Here is a 15,737-nt window from a genome sequence, read left to right on the forward strand (position 1 = left end):
GAACGGCGAAGGCCCCCCGCTTGCGCGAGGGGCCTTCGACTGTCTGTGCGCCGCCAGGGACTCGAACCCCGGACCCGCTGATTAAGAGTCAGCTGCTCTAACCAACTGAGCTAGCGGCGCTTGCTGACGTGGAAGACTTTAGCAGCGGCCGGGGCCGGAGCCCAAATCCGTTTCCGGCCGGAGTGCCGCCTGTCGGGCGCCCGGGGTTCAGCGGGTGTTCGGCAGCAGGTCGCCCGACTCGCGCGGGGTGCGGGCGCGGGCGGCGCGGACGCAGGCCCAGACGAGGACGGAGGCGCCCGGGAGCCAGGGCTCGCGGGTGTCGGGGGCGACGATCCAGCGCCCGCCGGCGGTGTCGGTGGAGTCCGCCGCGCGCTGGACCGGGGGGACGGTCACCGCGTCGCCGATGCCGTGGCAGAGCAGCGGCGGGACGTCCCGGGCCCACTCCTCCCAGGCCAGCAGGGTGCGCAGCCGGGCCGCGGTGCCCGGCTGGGCGAACAGCAGGGTACGGCCGCGGAAGGCGGCCACCGGGCCGCAGCCCGGGCCGGACGCCCACAGTTCGTCGAGCACCCGGCGGCCGAACACCGCCGGCATGCTGATCACGTCGAAGACCCGGCCGCACGGCAGGACGGCCGGCACCCACGGGCGGGCCTCCCACAGTGCGCGCATGCTGCTCGGGTACTCGCTGGCGGAGGCCAGCCACGCCTCTCCGGCGACGCTGACGTACTCGACGGCCTGATAGGTCCAGATGTCCACCCGCCCAGCGTGGCCCCGACACGCCCGGGGTCGGGCCGAAAACCGCGTTCGGCGGACACCGGCGGAGGCGAGGGCGTACCATCGCCCGCCGCATATGCCAGTGGACTACCGGGCGGTCACTCCTCCGGGCCGCGACGTTGCAGGGTGCGGCCGTACTCGACCATCTTCAGCGCGTAGTCGGGCGTCCACTCGGCGCGCTCGGCGATCTGCTCCGGCGAGAGCGCGTCGAAGCGGCGCGGGTCGGCGAGCTGGGCCGCGGCGATCGCCTGGAAGTCCGTGGCGCGCTCCGCCGCGGCGCGGAACGCCAACGCCAACTCGGTGGAGCGGGACAGCAGTTCGGCCGGATCGGCGATCGACTCCAGGTCGAAGAAGCGCTCCGGCTCGGGCTCCTTGCCCTCCGGTTCGAATATCAACTGGGCCGGGCGGATCCGACGCCCCCGATCGCCAGGCCCCGGCACGGCCGGTACGGCAGCCGGAACCGGCGTACCGCTCTGGTCGGACGCCTGCGGGTGCGAGTCGGGCATGGCGGGGCACCTCCGGGGTGGTGAAGGGGAAGACGGCCGTCGTCCATTGTCGCGCGCGGACCGCAGGTAGCGGAACGGTGCGCCCCCGGTTGCTATTCCCCGCCACCGGCGCGCGCCGCCCGCCGCGCGCCGGGGCGCATCAGGACAGGCGCACCCGGTGCTCCGACAGCCGGGCCAGCACCGCGTGGTTCGCCTCCCAGCCGTCCGGGAACTTCACCGCCACCCCCAGCTGCACCGGCTCCGTCGCCGGATGCTCGTCCAACAACTCCGCGATGCCCGCCCGCGCCACCACGATGCACGCATGCCGGTGCCGCGACGCCAGCACGCACAGCCGGCCCGTCTCCAGGTGGAACGCCGTCGCGTCCGGACGCCCCGACAGCGGATGCAGCACCACCGTGACGTCGTACTCCCGGCCCTGCAGCCGGTTCGCGGTGTCCACCGTCACCGCCTCGCCCAGCGCCGGATCCACCGGCACCCCCAGCCGCGCCAGCTCCGCCCGCACCGCCGCCGCCTGGTCCCGGTGCGCCGTCCCCACCGCCACCCGGCCCGCCGTCAACGGCGCCGAACCCTGCTCCGAGACCGCCGTCAGCTCCCGCTCCAGCAGCCGCAGCACCGTCCTCGCCACCGCCGCCACCGCCTGCGCGTCGGTGCGCACCGTGTGCCGGGCCGGCAACTCCAGCAGCGCCCAGCCGCTGTCGGCCGCCTCGTCGATCGCCGCGTCCACCGCCGAACCGTCCGCACGCACCCCCGGATGCAGCGTCCGCTCGCCCGGGCCGGTGCCCGAACGGAACGGCGTGTACGGGTAGAACGCCGAGGAGATCAACGGCGCCGCCGAAGCGGGCAGCCGCCACGACACCGGCAGCCGGTGCGGCCGGATCGCCGGATTGTGCGCCAGCAGCGTCACCACCGCCGAACTCGACGGGTCGTACGACAGGCCCGCCCACTGGTCGGTGCCCACCACCGTGAACGGATCCAGCTGGCCCGGATCACCCACGAACAGCGCCCGCTCGAACAGCCGGGCCACCGCCAGCAGCGCATCCGAACGCATCTGGTACGCCTCGTCCACGATCGCCTGCCGCCACGGCTGCTCGGTCTTCACCCACTGCCACTTCGCCGCCGTGGAGATCACCACGTCCTGCTCCAGCAGATCCGCGACCTTGTCCCTGGCGGTGACGTTCGCATGCCGCAACGCCTCCGGCGCGGGCTTGGAATCACCCGCGTGCAGCCGGCCGATCGACATCTCCGGGGCCTTCGACGCCAACCGGTCCACCAGGTCGTCCACCTGGCTGTTGGTCTGCGCGACGATCATCAACCGCTCGCCCGCACCCACCAGCTCCCGAGCCGCCCGCACCACCAGCGTCGACTTGCCCGCACCCGGCGGGGAATCCACCACCACCCCGCGCGGGGCGCCCGGCCGCGGCCGCACCACCGCGTCCAGAATCCCCGCCACGGCCCGGTCCGCGGCCTCGCCCGGCGACAACGCGCCCGTCGACAGCGCATCCTGAGGGTCGGTCACCAGGTCTCCAGAGAAGCTCATCCGTACGTCATTCCCATTCGTCCGAACCGGCCGGTGAATCCTCGCCGACCACCGGCGGGCCGCCGTGCGTCCACGGAGTGTCCGCCGGCTCCGGCAACGGCGCCGACTGGCGGGGCGTCAACTCGAACAGCGTGAACACCACCCGGTCGCCCGCCGCCGGCACACTGCCCGGCTCCGGATCCTTCCGCCGGCCCATGCCCGACAGCAGCCGCACCACCACCTCGCCCGGCTCCGACGAGACGATCTCCGCCCGCTGCGCCGGCTCCGCGTGCGCCCGGTACACCTCCCGGCCCGGATCGGCGTGCGGACGGTCGCCCGTCCGCACCACCAGCAGCGGACGCGGCTTCGGGGAACGGCCCTCGGACCACTCCGGCACCACGTCCACCACCTCGCCGGCGAACGCCTCGCCCGCGAGCCGGCGCTCCGCCATCGCCAGCGGATCGTCCAGCGCCTCCTGGATCTCCAGCTTCGCCTGCTCCCGCTCGCGCTGCGCCAGCTTGCGGGCCGCCGTCACCGCGTCGTCCCGGCGCGGCTGCGGCGGCTCGCCCGCCGCCACCCGGTCCCGGTGCATGGTGAACGACCAGCGGTCGCTCTCCCAGCGGTCCGGCAGATGACCCGCCGGCGGCAGCTCCCGCAGCAGATCCAGACCGTGCCACACGTCGTGCCAGGTCGGCAGCGTCGCCGCCAGCAGCACCCGGGCCAGCTCCGCCCGGGCCCGCTCGACCAGCCCGGCCGCGCGGCCCGACTCCGCCGCGTCCCGCGAGGCCTCGGCCCGCTCCCACAGCGCCGCCGCCGCGTCGTGCCGCAGGATCGCCGGGGCCAGCACCCGCTCGTCGAACCTCGGATCCGTCGCCGGACCGGCCGGCGGATGCACCAGCAGACCGTCCCGGTCGCGCGCCGACTCCACCCACTCCGAGGCCGCCGCACCCGTCACGGCCGGCTCCAGACCCTCCGGCGGAAGATGCCAGGCCAGCCGGGCCGCCAGATGCTGGTCCTCCAGATTCGACTGCCCCGTCGCGAAGTGCCGCGCCAGCAGCCCCGTCATCGCCAGCAGCATCGACGAACCCGGCACCTGCGCCCGGTCCGTCAGGTGCGTCAACCACCGCCCCAGCAGCGGAACCCGGGTCGGCGCCGGGTACTCGCCCGGATCCGGGTCCTCCGCCGTGCGGCGGAACCGGGTGGAACGCCCCAGCAGCGCCAGATGCGCCACCCCCGCCGCGTTCGGCACCACCAGCTGCGGCGCGTCCGCGCACAACTCCCGCACCACCGGCACCTTCTCGCCGCTGACCGGGTCCTTCTCCGAACCCTCCAGCAACTCCACCTGCTCGCCGAACGACTCCAGGTACGGCACCACGTCCGCCGCCATCGCCGCCAGGAACTCCGAACGCTGCGTCCGGTTCAACGGCTGCGGCACCAGGTGCAGCCGCGGCGCCTCCCGGTCCGTCCCCAGCAGCACCGCCAGCGGCGCACCCGCCTCACCCGCCGCCGCCAACGGCACCAGCACCATCGGACGCTCCGACAGATGACGGTGCCGCACCGTCGCCAACGGCTCCGCCCGCTGACCGCGCACCGCCTCCAGGCGCGCCAGCGTGGACAGCAGGCTCACCGCACGCCCCCGGCCGTCAGCGCCTCCGCCCGCAGCCGCGCCGCGTACGCCAGCCGCTCGGACGCCTCGTCCAGGCCCAGCTCCGCCAGCAGCGCGGGCTCCACGCCCGGCTCGGAACCCCGCTCGGCCGCCGCCAGCGCCGCCTCCACGGTGCGCAGCGAACCCAGCTCCCCGCGCACCCCGCGGCCCAACTGCTCCACCGCGCCCGCACACCTGGCCTGCGCCCGGCAGTGGAAACCCAGCTCGCAGGTCGAGATGCACTCCGGCCCGTACGCCGCCGGCACCGCCGCCACCGCCTCGGCCAACTCCTCGACCGGACGGGTCGGCGCCCCCGAGTCGTCCCGCGCCAGGTCGAAGGTCACCCCCTCGGGCAGCGCCGCGAGCAACTGCTCCACCCTGGTCATCCGCGACAACTGCCGCCGGGTGGTGGACAGTTCGCGCCGCACATCGACCGGCACCGCGACCGGGCGGTTGGAGAAGTCCTTCGGGCAGACCAGCAGCGCCGTCAACTCCGGTGCGCCCGGCAGCTCCTGCACCGCGTAGGGATCGGCGGACGGCTCGCGGCCGGCCAGCCGGGCCGCCGCCTCCTGGAGGGCCAGCACGTACACCGCGGCCTGCCGGGCCGCCGCGCCGACCTTCGCCGGATCGGCCGAACCGTCCAGCACCGGAAAGGACTTGATCTCCACCACGGTGCACCGGCCGCCGTGCACCACCACCGCGTCCGGCTCCAGGTACGCCGGGCTGCCGGCCACCTCCAGGCGCAGCATCGGATGGTCCAGCAACGTCCACGCCGCCGGATCGGCCGAGGCCTCGGCCAGCGCCGCCAGCGTCCGCTCCGCGCGCACCGCAGGGGACTGCGACGGCAGCAGATCCGGCACCGCCAACGACGCCACCTCCTCCTCGGGCACCCCCAGCAGCCTGCGCAGCGGCTCCAGCAGCACCGCGTAGGCGTCCCGCTTCAGACGGGACTCGAACTGCAGGCCGCGACGGATCGCGAACGGCGACTGGCCGAACGGCGCGGGCCGGCCCAACCGGTCGGCCAGCGCGGTCTTGTCCACCCCCGCGGCATCCAGCAGCGCGCGGCGGCGGCATCCGGGATTGGCGGCGAGAGCGGCGAGGGCCCGGGCGTCGAGACTGCGCTGCGGCGCGGAGCCGCGCAGCTCGGAGAGCCGCCGAAGCGGCGGGGAAGCCTGCCCCAAGTGCGAGACGTTCATGGTGCGGCCCAGTCTCGCATCCGGCGCCGACAAAGCGGAGCCCGTCGCTCGATCCGGCGCTCCCGGTGAGGGATCATGGGCCGCAGGTCCGCAACGGCGCGGCCCGCGCACCGCAGTCCTCGAAGCCCATCGAGAACGCCTTCGAGATCGCTTTCGAGCTCCCTTCGAACGAGGTAGACCCCCATGCCCGCCCGTATCGTGCTGGTCCGCCACGGCGAGACCGCCTGGTCGGCCACCGGCCGGCACACCGGCCGCACCGACATCCCGCTCACCGACGAAGGCCGCGGCATGGCCCGCGCCCTCGGCGAGCGCCTCTCCCGCGCCCCGTGGAACGGCCTGCCCGAGGCGACCGTCTACACCAGCCCGCTCTCCCGCGCCCGCGACACCGCCGAACTCGCCGGCTTCGGCGACCGCGCCGTCGACCGCCCCGAACTGCTCGAATGGGACTACGGCCAGTACGAGGGCCGCACCGGCGCCGACATCCGCGCCACCGACCGGCCCGGCTGGCTGATCTGGCGCGACGGCGTGCCCGGCGGCGAGAAGCTTTCCGAGGTGGCCGCCCGGGTCGACTCCTTCCTCGCCGAACTCAACGCGCGGCACGGCGTCCCCGACGCGAACACCACCACCATGCACTGCGCCGACTGCGAGGTCGTGCTGTTCGCCCACGGCCACCTGCTGCGCATCCTCACCGCCCGCTGGCTCGGCCTCCCGCCCGAGTACGCGCAGCGCTTCAAGCTCGGCACCGCCGCGCTCTCCGTGCTGTCCTGGGAGTACGGGCTGCCCGCGGTCGAGATCTGGAACGACCACAGCCACCTGGAGCAGCCGTCCTGACGGTCGGTCAGGCGGCCGTGGCGTCGTCGTAGCGCTCCAGGAACGTCCGTACCTCCGGCACGGAGGAGTGCGCGCGCAGCTGATCCGCGGTGTGGGCCACCATGCTGCGGATCCGCGTCGAGCGGACCTGGTCGAACATCGCCACCGCCGCGCCCCCGTGCACGGCGGCGCCCGCCAGATCGCCCCGGCCCAGCCGGTCGCGCGCCAACTCGGCGGTGTACAGCGCCCGGTTGCGGACGAAGTGCGGCAGTTGGAGCCCCACCGCCTGCTCGGCCCGGACACTCGCCCGCTCCCAGTCGCCGAGCCGCGCCCAGCACTGCGCCTCCTGACCCGCCAACTCGGCCTCCCCGAAGAAGGACATCCACTCCGGGTCGGCGTCTCGCGGCCCCCGGTCGAAGAGCGCGTACGCCCGGGTCAACGCCTGCTCGTAGGCCCTCCGGTCGCCGAGCAGCGACCAGCTGTTGGCCTCGCGCATCGCCATCAGCGACCGCAGCCGCTCCGAACCCAGCCCGGCGGCTGCGGCCTGCCCGGCCTGCGCGGCCCGCAGCGCCTCTCGGGCCCGGCCGTCCTCCCGGGCCAGGAAGGAGATGTTGCTGAAGACGTGCGCCTCCAGGGCCGCGTCCTGGGTCATCCGGGCGGTGGCCAGCGCCTCCGAGTAGAACGACCTGGCCTCCAGCAGCCGGTTCGAGTCGTGCGCCAACCAGCCCACCGAGATGGCGAGTTCGCCGGCGCCGCGCTGGAGGCGGCGCCCGGTGGCCTCGTTGTAGTCGCCGTCGTTGAGCAGGAGGTAGGCGCTGCGCAGCGACTGGCCGGCCAGCTCGAACAGGCTGTCCGCGCCGTGCACGTCGTCCAGCAGCCGGATGTCCCGGACCACCTGCTCGACGCCGCGCACCTCGGCCGCGCCGACCCGGCGGCGCTCCGACGCCGCCGGGTCGGCGGGCTGCGGTGGGGCGGCGGACTGCGGCAACCTGTCCATGCCGAGTGCGGCTGCCGCTGCGGCGGGGGCACCATTCAGAAACGTACGGCGAAGCACGTCGTCCTCCTCGTCATAGCGATGTGACGGGTCCGGCGGGCCTACCGGGACGGCAGGTCCGACGGCCGGATCGGTGGATGGTGGCGCGGTGGGACGGAGGGGCCGGTCGGTGGTCAGGGCGGTGCTCGGAGCGGTGCTCGGGTCGACGGTCCGGTCGGAGTTGGGCGAGGTGCGGCGGGCGGCCTTGCGTGGGGCGAATCCGAGATCCACCAGCGACTTCTCCGGCCACATGTGCCGGAACACCCGCTGGTAGGCGTAGTTGGGGCAGCGGATCTCTCCGGCCTCCACCCGCCCGATGTAGCGCGCGTCGCAGGACACGTGCTCGCCGATCTCCCGAGCCCGCCGACGGACCAGCGTGGCGAACTCCCTGGGGGAGAGGTCGCCGCGCAGCGCCCGCATCGCCTGGTTGGGGACGGTCGCCGGCCGGGGCTTGCCGGTCCGCGTGGCTGCCATGCTGCACTCCGAGGTCGTACCGACGCGGTCGCGACGGGCTCCGAGTGAGGGCCGCCGCGTCGGCACGACAGTACCCGCAGTTACTCGGCGTACACAGTGGGTTGTCATTCGAGGGTGGGTCAATTGCGGACAATGCGGACAGAGTTGCTGCGTTCCGCCATGAAATGCCATGGCTTGCCGTATCCGAGGCCGTGGCCTGGACGCCCGGTCGCGCGTTGTCCTGATACATGGACACCGGCGACACGGGCCCCCTCCCGTGCCGGCCCCCGTTGCCCGACCGGGTGGCGGAGCGCCGTCCGGTGTCCGCGCGACCCCAGGCGACAGGAGGTCCCCCATGGCCACCGGAGTTCCCCAGTACCGCCGCCCGGCTGCCCCGGCCGTGCTGCCCGCCCCGTCGGCCGTCTCCGCCTGCACCGGCGCCGGCCCGGGCGGTGGTGTGGTCGGGCGGGTCGTCCAGTACGACACCGTGACGGTGCAGGTCCGGCACGGGCTCGAAGCGGTCGACATCCTCCGGCTGCGGCGGGCCTGCGGGGCCGTCCAGCAGTGCGCCGGGGGCTCGGCGATCGCCTTCCTCGTCCCCGCGGGCACCGCGCTGCGCTGGCACCTGCCCGGCTCGACCTGTACCCCGGGGGCCGAGCTGCTCCCGCCCACCGACCCCTGCTGGATCATCCCGCCGTCCGGCCCGCAGCACTGCGTCCGCCCCACCGACGCGTGGGTGCTCCGCTCGGCGCTCTGCGAAGCCGCGACCACCCTCACGGCGGGCGGGCTGGGGCCGCTCTGAGCTGCGCCGGCGGCGGCCGGCGGCGCGTTCTGCGGTGTGCGCCGCGGTGCGCCCTGCGATGCGCCCTGCGAGGTCGGGGTTCGGGTGATCATCGGATAATGGGCGTATGGGCCGCTCACGTACCACCCCCGCCCCCGCCGTCCCCGGCCGCGCACACACCGAGGGCCCGCTGACCGCGACGGTCGCCTCCGGCACCGCCGAACTGCGCCCCGACCGCGACCGGCCGCACGCCTGGGAGCTCGTCCTCGACGGCGCCCCGCAGTCGCTGGTGGACCTCGCCGACCCCACCCACCTCGGCTTCGAGTACCAGCGGCGGATCGGCCACCTGATCGACCTCGCGGCCCCCGCGCGCCAGCCGATCTCGGTACTCCACCTCGGCGGCGGCGCGCTCACCCTGGCCCGCTACACGGCCGCCACCCGGCCGCGCTCCCGGCAGCAGGTCGCCGAGATCGACACCGCGCTCACCGAACTCGTCCGCACCGAGCTGCCGCTCGACCGCGGCTGGCAGATCCGGGTCCGCGGCGGCGATGCCCGCGCCGTCCTGGTACGCACCCCGGAGGGCTCCACCGACCTGGTGATCGCCGACGTCTTCGCGGGTGCCAGGGTCCCGGCCCACTGCGCCACCGTCGAGTTCGCCCAGCTCGCCGCGAGCGCCCTGACGGGGGCCGGCCGCTACGTCGCCAACATCACCGACGGCGGCCAACTCGCCTTCGCCCGCGCCCAGGCCGCGACCCTGCTGGCGGTCTTCCCCGAGGTCTGCCTGATCGCCGACCCCGCCGTCCTGCGCGGCAAGCGCTTCGGCAACCTGGTCCTGGCCGCCGCCCACACCCCGCTCCCGCTCACCGACCTCACCCGCCGCCTGGCCGCCGACCCCGCCCAGGCCCGCCTCCTCCACGCCCGCGACCTCGCCGACTTCCTCGCCGGCGCCACCCCCGTCCCCGACACCCGGGCCGTCCGGTCCCCGGCCCCGCCGCCGAAGGCCTTCGGCTGAGCTGCTGACGGTCGCCCGGCGCAGCACCGCGGCCAGGTCCGGGTCGGGCCGGAACGGTTGGCACGGCTGCGGTGGCGTCGACGACACCGGGTCGGGGATCGGCAGGCCGTCGGGGAGAACGGTCAGTGGCCGCCCGGGAGGCCGCGGTGTTTGTAGGTGGCGGCGGCGGTGAGGAGGAGGCCGGCGGCGATGGGGAGGAGGACGGCGGCGGTGGAGTCTCCGTCGTCGGGGTCGGCGGGGGTGGCGGCCAGCGGGGCGAGCGGGGCGTCGTTCCCGGGAGTGGGGGCGGGGGGCGGCGGGAGCCGGTCGGGCGAGGTGGTGAGGTTGTCGACGTGCCGGCGGGAGGGGAGCGGGGTGGCCTGGTCCTGGGCGGGGTCGGCGGGGGCGGCAGGGGCGGGAACACGGGCTGCGGGGCGGCCTTCGGTGGGGCCGGAGCGGGAGGCGCGGTCCTCGGTGCGGGACTGCTGGGGGACGCCGGAGAGCAGCCTGGTGGCGATGGCGAAGGCGTCGGGGCCGTCGGCGTGCTGGCCGGGGAGCGGGAGCTCACCGTTGCGGAGGTGCTGCTCCAGGACGGCGCCGAGTTCGCCGACCGCGCCGGTCAGCGCGGGGCCGGTGCCGCCGAGCAGCGCGGTCTCGTCGGCGGGGGAGCCCGGACCGAGGATGCGGGGGTGGGCGGTGGCGGCGCCGGCCCCGGTGGCGTGGGCGTCGGCGGCGCCGAGGGCCAGGCCCAGCAGCTGGACGGCGAGCACCCCGCCCGCCGCCAGCGCCCCGGGCCGGCCCCACCGGCGCCGGGGGGTGTCCGAACGTCGCAGCCGTTTCGCGTGGTTGGTTCGCACACCAGGGGAGAACGAACCGGGGCCTCGCCGGTCACGGCCGTCGCTCACACTCCGTCACATCGAGTGGGATGCGGGGAGGTCGTCAGTCGAGCCCCCCGCGTCGGATCACCTCCGCGTACCAGCGGGCGCTGGCCTTGGGGGTGCGCCGCTGGGTCTCGTAGTCGACGCGCACGATGCCGAAACGCTTGTCGTACCCGTACGCCCACTCGAAGTTGTCCAGCAGCGACCAGAGGTAGTAGCCGCGGACGTCCGCCCCGGCGGCGATCGCGTCGGCCACCGCCGACAGGTGCAGGCGGAGGTAGCGGATCCGCTCCGGGTCGTCGACCTCGCCGTCCGGGCCGGCCACGTCCTCGAAGGCGGCGCCGTTCTCGGTGACCATCAGCGGCAGGCCGAAGTCGCGGTGCATGCCGATCAGCGATTCGGACAGGCCGGTGGCGTCGATCGGCCAGCCCATCGCGGTGAGGTCGTCGTTGGCGAGGTGGAAGACCACGTCCTCGGCGCCGGGCCAGGGGCTGTGCGCGCTGTCGCCGTGGCCGTCGAAGCGGGCGGGGCCGTCCGTCCCGGCGTGCGCGGCGTCCTTCTGCGGGGCCGAAACGACGGTCGGGTTGTAGTAGTTGAGGCCGAGCAGGTCGATCGGCCGGCCGATCTCGGCCTCGTCGCCGGGCCGGACCAACTCGTCCCAGTCGACGATCGAGGCGGTGTCGGCGATCAGGTCCGCGGGGTAGCCGCCGCCGAACATCGGGCCGGTCCAGATCCGGTTGCCGACCGCGTCGATCCGGCGGGCCGCCTCCCGGTCCTCGGCGCTGTCGGTGAGCGGGCGGACCAGGTGCAGGTTGAGCGAGACCGCGACCTGCGCGGACGCCGGCAGCAGTTCGCGCAGCGCGCCGACGGCCAGACCGTGGCCGAGGTTGAGGTGGTGGGCGGCCTTGAGCGCGGCCGCCGGGTTGGTGCGGCCGGGGGCGTGGACGCCGGAGCCGTAGCCCAGGAAGGCGCTGCACCAGGGCTCGTTGAAGGTGGTCCAGAGCGGCACCCGGTCGCCGAGCGCGCGGGCGGCGAGCGCCGCGTAGTCGGCGAAGCGGTGGGCGGTCTCGCGGACCGGCCAGCCGCCGGCCTGCTCCAGGTGCTCCGGGAGGTCCCAGTGGTAGAGGGTGGCGACGGGGGAGATGCCGTGCTCCAGCAGGGTGTCCACCAGGGCCCGGTAGAAGTCGAGTCCGCGCTCCACGGCGGGGCCGCGGCCGGTCGGCTGGATCCGCGGCCAGGACAGCGAGAACCGGTACGAGGTGAGGCCGAGGTCGGCCATCAGCCGGACGTCCTCGCGGAAGCGGTGGTAGTGGTCGACCGCGATGTCGCCGGTGTCGCCGTTCGCGACCTTCCCGGGGGTGCGGCAGAAGGTGTCCCAGATGGAGGGGGTGCGGCCGTCCTCGGCGGCGGCGCCCTCGATCTGGTAGGCCGCGGTGGCCGCGCCCCAGGCGAAGCCGGCCGGGAAGGCGACCCGGGGGGCCGACGCGGCGGCGTGGGCGGCGGTGGTCGGATCGGTCATGGTCATTCGGGAGCGCTCCCATGGCTGAGGGGTGGACAGGGCGGAGGTACCGGGGTCTTCCAGAGGGTCAGCTCTTGACGGCGCCGGACGTGATCCCGCCGACAATGTGCTTCCCCAGAACGGCGAATATCAGTAGCAGCGGCAGGGTGCCGACCAACGCGCCGGTCATGATCACGGCCTGGTTGATGTCGTGGCCCGAGCCGCCGCCGATCGCCGAGAGCGCGACCTGCACGGTCGGGTTCTGCTGGGTGAGGACCACGAAGGGCCAGAAGAAGTCGTTCCAGGACTGGACGAACACCAGCATGCCGAGCACCGCCATCGCGGGCCTGGCCACCGGGAACACCACGTGCCAGATGATCCGCAGGCTGTGTGCGCCGTCCACCCGGGCCGCCTCGATCAGCTCGAACGGCAGTGCCTCGGACAGGAACTGACGCATGAAGAACACGCCGAACGCCGCCACCAGCGAGGGCAGGATGACCGACTGCAGGTGGTTGCCCCAGTCCAGCTTCGTGATGATCCGGTACAGCGGGATCACGCTGAGCTGCGGCGGAATGGTCATGGTGGCGACCACCAGGGTGAGCAGCGCGTTCCGGCCGCGGAAGCGCAACTTGGCGAAGGCGAAGCCGGCCAGCGTGGAGAACAGCACCGTGGACAGTGCCACACAGCCCGCCACCACGGTGGAGTTCAGCAGCGCCGTGCCCATGTCGGCCTGCTCCCAGGCGGTGGAGACATTGGCCCACAACCGGTCTCCGGGAACCATCGGCGGCGGCGACTGGGCCACCCGCTCGCCGGTGTTCGATGCCGCGACGAAGGTCCAGTACAGCGGGAACAACGAGACCACCGCGGCGACGGCCAGCAGCAGGTAGGCGACCGGGCCGGCCTTGTCGTGGTCGCCGGCCCGACGGCGGAACAGTCCGCGCGGACGGTCCTGCTCGGCCCGCCGCGCACTGCCGGGGGCGGGGGTGGGGGTGGACAGGGTGGCGGCCATGTCAGCCTCCCAGCTCGTGGCGCTTGCGGTAACGGGTGATCAGGAACTGCACCAGGCCGATCAGCAGCAGGATCAGCAGCATCGTCCAGGCCACCGCCGAGGCCCGGCCCAACTGGCGTGACGGCCAGCCCAGTTCGTACATGTACAGGCTGAGCGTCTGGAACTGGTGCGCGGATCCGCCGGACACGCCCACCCCGCCGCCGAACAGCATCGGCTCGCCGAACAGCTGGGTCGCGCCGATGGTCGAGACGATGATGGTGAACAGGATGGTCGGCCGGATCGACGGGACGGTGATCCGGGTGAACTGCTGCCAGCGGTTGGCCCCGTCCAGACCGGCCGCCTCGTACAGGTCCTTCGGCACCGCCTGCATCGCGGCCAGGTAGATCAGCGCGTTGTAGCCGGTCCAGCGCCAGGTGACGATCGTGGAGATGGCGATCTGCGACGGCCAGGTGTCGGCGTACCAGTTGGTGTGGTGGATGCCGACCGCGTCCAGCGCCCAGTTGATGAACCCGTAGTCCGGGTTGAACAGTTGGACGAACACCAGGGTCGCGGCGGCGATCGAGGTGGCGTACGGGGCGAGGATCGCGACCCGGAAGAAACCGCGGGCCCGCATCCGGTAGTTCAGCAGGTGGGCGAGCCCCAGCGCCATCAGCAGCTGCGGGACGGTGGAGATCACCCCGATCGTGAACGTGTTGCGCAGCGCCGTCCAGAACTGGTCGTTGGACCACAGCCGGGTGTAGTTGCCGAGGCCCTTCCACTCCAGCACGTCCGGCTTCAGCAGGTCGACGTAGTGCAGCGACAGCCAGCCCGTCCAGATCAGCGGGAACAGGCCGAAGGCGGCGAAGCAGAGGAAGAACGGGGCGATGAAGGCGTACGGCGACGCCTTCAGGTCGAACCGGTACAGGCGGGAGCGCCAGGCGGGGCGCCCCGGGGCGACGGGCGGGGCCTCGGCGCGGACGTTGGTGGCCACTTGGGGTTTCCTTCCCGGAGGTGGCGAGGGGCGGCGGAACGGCGCCCGGCCGGGTGGGCGGACCCGGCCGGGCAGTTGGGGCCGGTCACCGGAGGTCACCGGCGGCTGTCACCAGTGGCGGTCACCGGCGGTCGGCGGCGGTCGGCGGGGGTCGGCGGGGGTGTCGGCCCGGGTCGGCGGCCGGCGCCGGGGGTGTCGACGGTTGGGGTGTCGGCCCGGGTCGGCGGCCGGCGGGTACTGGCCCGGGTCAGTGGCCGACCTTGTCGTCGACCAGCTTGGTGACGTTGCTCCAGGCCTTGGCCGGGTCGGTGCCGTGCTCCTCGATGTCGAGGACGCCGTTGTCGGTGATGATCGTCTTCACGTTGCCGTCCTGCTCACCGATCGGCGCCGGCTTGATGGACTGCGCGGACGCGGCGAAGATCTGGCCGGTCGGGGCGTTGCTCAGGTACTCCGCCTTGGCGCCCTGGACGGCGGGCTGCTGGAGGCCGCCGATGGTCGACGGCAGGTTGCCGACCTTGGTGAACACCTTGGCCTGCTGCTCCGGCGCGGTCAGCCAGGCGGCCAGCGCGGCGGCCTCCTTGGTGTGCTTGCCGGCCTTCGGGACGGTCAGGAACGCGCCGCCCCAGTTGCCGGCGACCGGCGGGGCCGCGACGTCCCACTTGCCCTTGCCGGAGTCGCCCGAGTACTTGCTGATGACGCCGGTCATCCAGGACGGGCAGACCACGGTGGCGAACTTGGCGTTGGCGAACGCCGCGTTCCACGGGTCCTGGAACTGGCGCAGACCGGCGCTGATCTTCGCCTGTGCGGCGGAGACCGACAGGTCCCAGGCCTTCTTGACGCCCGGGCTGTCCTTGTAGACCAACTTGCCGCTCTCGTCCGAGTACTGGAGGGGCTCGGCCGACAGTGCGGCGTTGAACAGGCCGGAGGCGGAGTCGGTGAAGAACGTCCCCGCCGGAGCCTTCGACTGGTAGGTCTTGCCCGCGTCGACGAACTTCGACCAGTCGCCCGCCCACAGCTTGCCGACCTCGGTGCGGTCGGTGGGCAGACCGGCCTGCTGGAACAGGTCCGTGCGGTAGCAGATCGCCATTGGGCCGATGTCGGTGCCCAGGCCGATCAGCGCACCCTTCGGGGTGGTGGCCTGCTTCGTCTTCCAGTCCAGCCAGTTGGCCGGGTTGACACCGTCGGCCTTGCCGAGGTCCACGAACTTGTCGCCCAGGGTGTTGGCGGCCTGCGCGATGTAGCCGACCTCGACCGCCTGGACGTCGGCCAGACCGCTGCCGGACGCCAGGTGGGTGGTCAGCGCGTCCCAGTACTTCTGGCCGTCCTGGACGGTGTCGTACTTGATCGTGACGTTCGGGTGCGCGGCCATGTACTCGTCGTACAGGCCGGCCTCCTTGTAGCCGAAGGTGCCGAAGTCGCCGACCGTCAGGGTGACCTTCGCGTTGGCGTCGTTCGAACCGCTGCCGCTGCCACCGCTGTCCGAGCCGGACGAGCAGGCCGAGAGCAGCAGGGCGGAGGTGGCCACTGCCGCAGTGGCGAGAACGGCGGCTCTGCGGGGGCGGGAGGTGGTGCGCATGGGGCGAACTCCTTTGTCCGGGTGGTGATCCGGGTCTTCCGGGGTGGAGCGGAGAGGTTCTGGGATGTTCTTTGTGCGCCGAATGTTGGCTACAGTGTGGGAGC

At 73.7% G+C, this 15,737-nt stretch carries 14 protein-coding genes and 1 tRNA gene; 3 read left to right on the forward strand and 12 right to left on the reverse strand.

All coding sequences use genetic code 11. The features are described from left to right. Positions 1-46: 46 nt before the first annotated feature. From ACIQF6_RS27715 to ACIQF6_RS27740, 6 genes are all read right to left on the reverse strand, one after another. A tRNA-Lys gene (locus ACIQF6_RS27715) sits at positions 47-120 on the reverse strand. An 87-nt stretch (positions 121-207) separates the two neighbouring features. After that, a complete protein-coding gene (locus ACIQF6_RS27720; protein ID WP_400899681.1) occupies positions 208-753 on the reverse strand; it encodes a bifunctional DNA primase/polymerase in 546 nt (181 codons plus the stop codon). Between the two features lie 116 nt (positions 754-869). Next, on the reverse strand, positions 870-1,277 hold the full coding sequence (locus ACIQF6_RS27725; RefSeq protein WP_400899683.1) for a hypothetical protein: 408 nt from the start codon (positions 1,275-1,277) through the stop codon (positions 870-872). A 139-nt stretch (positions 1,278-1,416) separates the two neighbouring features. Next, the gene (locus ACIQF6_RS27730) at positions 1,417-2,814 is read right to left on the reverse strand and encodes an AAA family ATPase (protein ID WP_400899685.1); all 1,398 of its coding nucleotides are present in this window, start codon (positions 2,812-2,814) and stop codon (positions 1,417-1,419) included. Positions 2,815-2,821: 7 nt separating this feature from the next. Then, positions 2,822-4,420: a hypothetical protein gene (locus ACIQF6_RS27735; RefSeq protein WP_400899687.1), complete on the reverse strand. Its 1,599-nt coding sequence runs from the start codon at positions 4,418-4,420 to the stop codon at positions 2,822-2,824. Next, on the reverse strand, positions 4,417-5,634 hold the full coding sequence (locus tag ACIQF6_RS27740; protein ID WP_400899689.1) for a hypothetical protein: 1,218 nt from the start codon (positions 5,632-5,634) through the stop codon (positions 4,417-4,419). Before ACIQF6_RS27740 ends, ACIQF6_RS27735 begins: the two co-directional genes overlap by 4 nt. Before the next feature lie 183 nt (positions 5,635-5,817). On the opposite strand from ACIQF6_RS27740, the gene ACIQF6_RS27745 reads away from it, so the two are divergent. Beyond that, positions 5,818-6,465 (forward strand): histidine phosphatase family protein, encoded by a 648-nt coding sequence (locus ACIQF6_RS27745; RefSeq protein WP_400899691.1) that lies wholly within the window; start codon positions 5,818-5,820, stop codon positions 6,463-6,465. 7 nt (positions 6,466-6,472) lie between these two features. Here ACIQF6_RS27745 and ACIQF6_RS27750 read toward each other — a convergent pair whose 3' ends face one another. Then, positions 6,473-7,951, reverse strand: coding sequence for a tetratricopeptide repeat protein (locus ACIQF6_RS27750; RefSeq protein WP_400899693.1), 1,479 nt, complete (start codon positions 7,949-7,951; stop codon positions 6,473-6,475). A gap of 334 nt (positions 7,952-8,285) precedes the next feature. On the opposite strand from ACIQF6_RS27750, the gene ACIQF6_RS27755 reads away from it, so the two are divergent. Both ACIQF6_RS27755 and ACIQF6_RS27760 read left to right on the forward strand, forming a co-directional pair. After that, complete coding sequence (locus tag ACIQF6_RS27755; protein WP_400899695.1) at positions 8,286-8,732, forward strand: hypothetical protein; 447 nt, start codon at positions 8,286-8,288, stop codon at positions 8,730-8,732. 106 nt (positions 8,733-8,838) lie between these two features. Next, positions 8,839-9,723 (forward strand): spermidine synthase, encoded by an 885-nt coding sequence (locus ACIQF6_RS27760; protein WP_400899697.1) that lies wholly within the window; start codon positions 8,839-8,841, stop codon positions 9,721-9,723. A 122-nt stretch (positions 9,724-9,845) separates the two neighbouring features. Here ACIQF6_RS27760 and ACIQF6_RS27765 read toward each other — a convergent pair whose 3' ends face one another. From ACIQF6_RS27765 to ACIQF6_RS27785, 5 genes are all read right to left on the reverse strand, one after another. Then, complete coding sequence (locus ACIQF6_RS27765; protein ID WP_400899699.1) at positions 9,846-10,559, reverse strand: hypothetical protein; 714 nt, start codon at positions 10,557-10,559, stop codon at positions 9,846-9,848. Positions 10,560-10,641: 82 nt separating this feature from the next. Next, positions 10,642-12,105, reverse strand: coding sequence for a glycoside hydrolase family 1 protein (locus ACIQF6_RS27770; protein ID WP_400899701.1), 1,464 nt, complete (start codon positions 12,103-12,105; stop codon positions 10,642-10,644). A 61-nt stretch (positions 12,106-12,166) separates the two neighbouring features. Further along, positions 12,167-13,087 carry a carbohydrate ABC transporter permease gene (locus tag ACIQF6_RS27775; protein WP_400899703.1) on the reverse strand — a complete coding sequence of 307 codons (921 nt, stop codon included), beginning with the start codon at positions 13,085-13,087 and terminating at the stop codon, positions 12,167-12,169. Between the two features lies 1 nt (position 13,088). Continuing rightward, positions 13,089-14,057, reverse strand: coding sequence for a carbohydrate ABC transporter permease (locus tag ACIQF6_RS27780; RefSeq protein WP_400899705.1), 969 nt, complete (start codon positions 14,055-14,057; stop codon positions 13,089-13,091). Between the two features lie 247 nt (positions 14,058-14,304). Beyond that, positions 14,305-15,633, reverse strand: coding sequence for an ABC transporter substrate-binding protein (locus tag ACIQF6_RS27785; RefSeq protein WP_400899707.1), 1,329 nt, complete (start codon positions 15,631-15,633; stop codon positions 14,305-14,307). Positions 15,634-15,737: the final 104 nt, after the last annotated feature.

The sequence above is a fragment of the Kitasatospora sp. NPDC092948 genome (assembly GCF_044754805.1).
GTDB lineage: Bacteria > Actinomycetota > Actinomycetes > Streptomycetales > Streptomycetaceae > Kitasatospora.